The organism is Aphanizomenon sp. CS-733/32 (assembly GCF_028330045.1).
In the GTDB taxonomy this organism is placed as follows: domain Bacteria; phylum Cyanobacteriota; class Cyanobacteriia; order Cyanobacteriales; family Nostocaceae; genus Dolichospermum; species Dolichospermum gracile.
In genome coordinates this window covers 1-4,002 of the sequence record NZ_JAQMSE010000239.1, presented here as the reverse complement: position 1 = coordinate 4,002, position 4,002 = coordinate 1, and the positions used below count along the sequence as shown (strand labels likewise).

4 protein-coding genes and 1 pseudogene are annotated in these 4,002 nt (G+C 38.3%); 1 reads left to right on the top strand and 4 read right to left on the bottom strand.

All coding sequences use genetic code 11. From position 1 onward, the window contains the following. Positions 1 to 254 precede the first annotated feature (254 nt). Entirely contained in the window at positions 255 to 1,373 is a 1,119-nt protein-coding gene (locus PN471_RS20655; RefSeq protein WP_271778439.1) for a geranylgeranyl reductase family protein, read from the top strand. Between the two features lie 165 nt (positions 1,374 to 1,538). Here the strand turns inward: PN471_RS20655 and PN471_RS20650 are convergent, their stop codons facing one another. The 4 genes and pseudogenes from PN471_RS20650 to PN471_RS20635 form a co-directional block, all read right to left on the bottom strand. Next, on the bottom strand, positions 1,539 to 2,624 hold the full coding sequence (locus PN471_RS20650) for an AI-2E family transporter (protein WP_271778438.1): 1,086 nt from the start codon (positions 2,622 to 2,624) through the stop codon (positions 1,539 to 1,541). An 88-nt stretch (positions 2,625 to 2,712) separates the two neighbouring features. After that, complete coding sequence (locus tag PN471_RS20645; protein ID WP_168635745.1) at positions 2,713 to 2,904, bottom strand: hypothetical protein; 192 nt, start codon at positions 2,902 to 2,904, stop codon at positions 2,713 to 2,715. A 266-nt stretch (positions 2,905 to 3,170) separates the two neighbouring features. After that, positions 3,171 to 3,359 carry a hypothetical protein gene (locus PN471_RS20640; protein ID WP_271778437.1) on the bottom strand — a complete coding sequence of 63 codons (189 nt, stop codon included), beginning with the start codon at positions 3,357 to 3,359 and terminating at the stop codon, positions 3,171 to 3,173. A gap of 192 nt (positions 3,360 to 3,551) precedes the next feature. Further along, positions 3,552 to 3,713: pseudogene (locus tag PN471_RS20635) on the bottom strand (DUF4277 domain-containing protein); the annotation flags it as partial. Positions 3,714 to 4,002 lie beyond the last annotated feature (289 nt).

Below are 4,002 nucleotides of genomic sequence, written 5' to 3'. Positions count from 1 at the left end.
ACTACACCTACTTTTTTATAATAACATAAAATCAATATTTTGTTCGTTTCGTCGCTGTAGCCTTCTTTGTTTTCGCTACGCTCAAATACAATTTGGGCTACGCAACTCAACTCACGCGCATTCATCCCACGCTCCTAAGACTGAGACGTGGGGCTTCTGCTGATTAAGCTAAAAATTGATAAAAAAAATCATAGCCTCTTAATATATACTGAAAAGTCAACTAAATTAAGATAGAGCGCGAAAAATTAGCCATTATGTACGACTGCATTATCGTTGGCGCAGGTCCTGCCGGGGGAACAGCAGCATATCATCTAGCCAAAAAAGGGCGCTCAGTTTTAATCCTAGAAAAGGAATCCCTACCCAGATATAAGCCCTGTGGCGGTGGTGTGTCACCTAGCGTAGCTCAATGGTTTGACTTTGACTTTAGCCCTGCTATCTCTACTAAAGCTGACTCTTTGCGCTTTACCTGGCAATTAGGCGATCCCGTAGAAGCAAAAATTGACACCGAAGAACCCGTTTGGATGGTGCGGCGGGATATTTTTGATCATTTCCTGATCCAACAAGCTCAAAATCAAGGGGCTGAACTACAAGACAAAACAGAAGTTAAAGAAATTGAATTTAAAACCGATGCTTGGCAAGTTACCACAGCCACAGGAATAGTCACTAGTCGTTATCTCGTCGCCGCCGATGGTGCAAAAGGTCCAATGGCTAAATGGCTAGGTTTTAAAGACCGCAAACGCCTTCTATGTGGAGCATTAGAAGCTGAAGTCGCAGCCGATGTCCCCAACAAAAATATAGCTCACTTCGAGTTTGGTTTAATTAAAAATGGTTATGCTTGGAATTTCCCCAAAGATGATGGTCATTCCCTTGGTGTTGGTACATTTGTGGGTGGCGCACCTCAAGACTTTAAGAAAATTCTGGATGAGTACGCTCAATCCTTTAATCTAGATGTTAAAAATAGCAAACAGTACGGTCATCCTATCAGCTTGTGGGATGGAAACCAAAAACTCCATACCCAAAATGCAGTTTTAGCTGGAGAAGCAGCTTGTGTAGTTGACCCCTTTACCGCCGAAGGTATTCGTCCCTCTATTTTTAGCGCCGTTCTCGCCGCAGGATTTATTCACGATGCTTTAAGTGGTGATATTAACGCTTTAGAAAACTATACCAATGCCATTAATGAACAATGGGGAAATGATATGGCTTGGGCGCAAAAACTAGCAGGGGCATTTTATCGCTTCCCCGGTATTGGCTACAAAGTTGGTGTTAAACGTCCTTCTAGCGTTCAAATCATGGGTAAAATCCTCTGTGGAGAATTGCGCTATGGTGATGTCGCTGATCGCGCCTTAAAGCGATTAATTCCTGGTTTTGGTTGATAAGCTGTTGTGCATTTAGTTTGTATAATTCTAGCGGGCAAGATGCCCGCACTACAAAGTTCAAGTAAATTATGGTTATCAAATTTAGCTGCGTAACAGCTTACAGCAGGAGTCAGGAGTCAGGAGTTTATAAACAAGAAACAAAAAAATATCTTTCATGAACTCCTAAACTTCATTATTAATATCGGAATGTTCCTCAACTATAGTTAATTTTGTATGATCTTCTTGATCATTATTCCATTGATCTAACACATCTTTAATTAATACTTCTTGTACCCAAATTTTGGCAACAACGGTAAGAGGAAGTGCTAAAAATAATCCTAAAAATCCAAAAAAGGTCACAAAAAATAACTGAGAAATTAAAGTCACAGCGGGTAGTAAAGATACTTGATGAGCCATGACTACAGGTGTGATAAAATTACTTTCAGTCTGTTGAATAATAAAGTAGAGAACGAACACAGCAACAGCTTTCCAGGGATTATCCAAAAGAGCGATCGCCATTGCTGGGACTACACTCATAGTCGGACCCAAATTAGGAATTAAATTCATAAATCCGGCTAACACACCCAAAGCCAGCGCAGCTTTTACACCCAAAATTGATAACCCCACCAAGCTCATCAACCCAACTACAAACACTCCAATAGAAGCACCAGTCACCCATCCCTCTAAGGAAACTTCGCACTGTTCTATAATTCCTACCACCCGCCGCCGATAAAAGGAGGGAAATATGCGAACAAATACCTTTTGATAAGCATCGGGATTAACTAATAACATTCCTGTTAAAACCAGGACTAATAAAATTTTCAGAACAACTTCTAACGAGCCAGAAACAAAAGCAAAAGAGTTACCTAACAGGCGATTAAATAGCGGTTGAGCTTGTGCAATTAAACTATTTAGATCCGGTATATAAGGTAATAATTGTTCAGGAATATGACTTCTTTGGACATCAATCCAACTATTCAACCGCCCAAATCCTTGGGGAACTCGATAAGTGAGTTCATGAAATTGCTGGACAAAAGGTGGGACAATTAACCAGAAAAAACAGACAACACCACCAAAGAAAATCACCACAGCTAATAAAACTGCTAATCCCCGTTTTATTCCTAAACTTTGAAAGCGTCGCGCGAGACGATTTAAAGTCGTCGCTAACACAACCGCCGCAAATATTAATAGCAAAACGTCACGAAGTTGCCAAAATATATATAAAGATATAACTAAAGCAATTAAGCCTATCCATTGACCAAGATTCACAAGCAAGACTCCCAGCTTGGTAAAATGCTTTTTGATGACAATGCAGTTAGATTAGCTGATTTTAGCAACACTGACTATATTTTTTTTGTTAATTTTGCTTTTGTCTTGGTATTCGCCACAGGAGAACAGTGGCCATAATTATAGTTGGTGATAAAATCATAATCAGCACATTTGTCACCGTTGCTGGAATCCCTAAAAAGGGAGCAGCATATTTAATTAATACCGATAGCAAAGTCGAAAATAATAGCAGCTTCAGCAAAAATCCCAATTGATTTTCCATAACAGTGCGGGGAATACATAATTTTATAGGGTATATACCAAATCATAACTGAAAGTAAAGATACTAATCTCTCCTCTGGGTGTAGGTAGAGGATTCAAAGGTACTGACGGAAGCGATAAATCACAGCGAGAATATAACAAAGCTAATTGTAAAATAGATGACAAACCATATCCAGAAAGCCGATTTGTAGCCTCCGTACTGTACGAACACTTTAAATTAGATGGAATCATATTCATTGGTACTGTTAAATCAATGTGGGAAGAAGTTTATCGCTTTTTCTGTGAAAAAATCATATAACAATGGATGAAGATTATTGGTTTAATTTGGCTTATCATGACAATTATTTTTGCTCGTAGTGCTATTTGCTGTGGTGTATTATGTTTATTTATTAGCTGTTGGAGTTCTAAGCGATCGCTATCTTTTAAATTTAAGATTTTAGGAGCTAATATAGTCATACCCTGATTCCTTGAACTACGTATTTAAAGCGTTATTCACCTAATTGCTATTCTATCACTAATCTGGTATATCTATTTCCGCCAAGCTGTACTGGTACAACACGGCGTAAATAAACCAACCATTCTAAATCGTTAAAAAGCCTATACTGTCTTCGTTTTGACTTTTGACTTTTGACTTCCGCCCTGCGGTACTAGTCCATTCAGAATGATTGCTTTAACTACTTCGCCTGTATTTACTTTCTCTCTACTATCTACTAAGAATATTTCATTGACTTTTTCTACTATTTCTATTTCATCTATTATTCCTAAGTGATCTAAGTTTTTACTCTCAAATTCTTTTTTTTGGTAATTCATATTTTTTGGTATTTTGATTTCATTCAGACTCATTTTCTCATTTTTTCTTCTGAATTTATTATCAATACCTTATTACAGCGGTTTCCGCTCTTATGAGGTACAGAGTTGAATCATGAAACTCTTGTGGTGCGGGCATCTTGACCGCTAGATAGGGTTTGCTGAAAAAGTTATCTGTGAGGGTTAGGAGTCAGGAGTCAGGAGTCAGGAGTCAGGAGGAAGAATTAGAAAGATATAAGAATAGTCTCAAATTCCAGAAAGTGATAGGTTTTTAATGGTTTCAATGCTTATT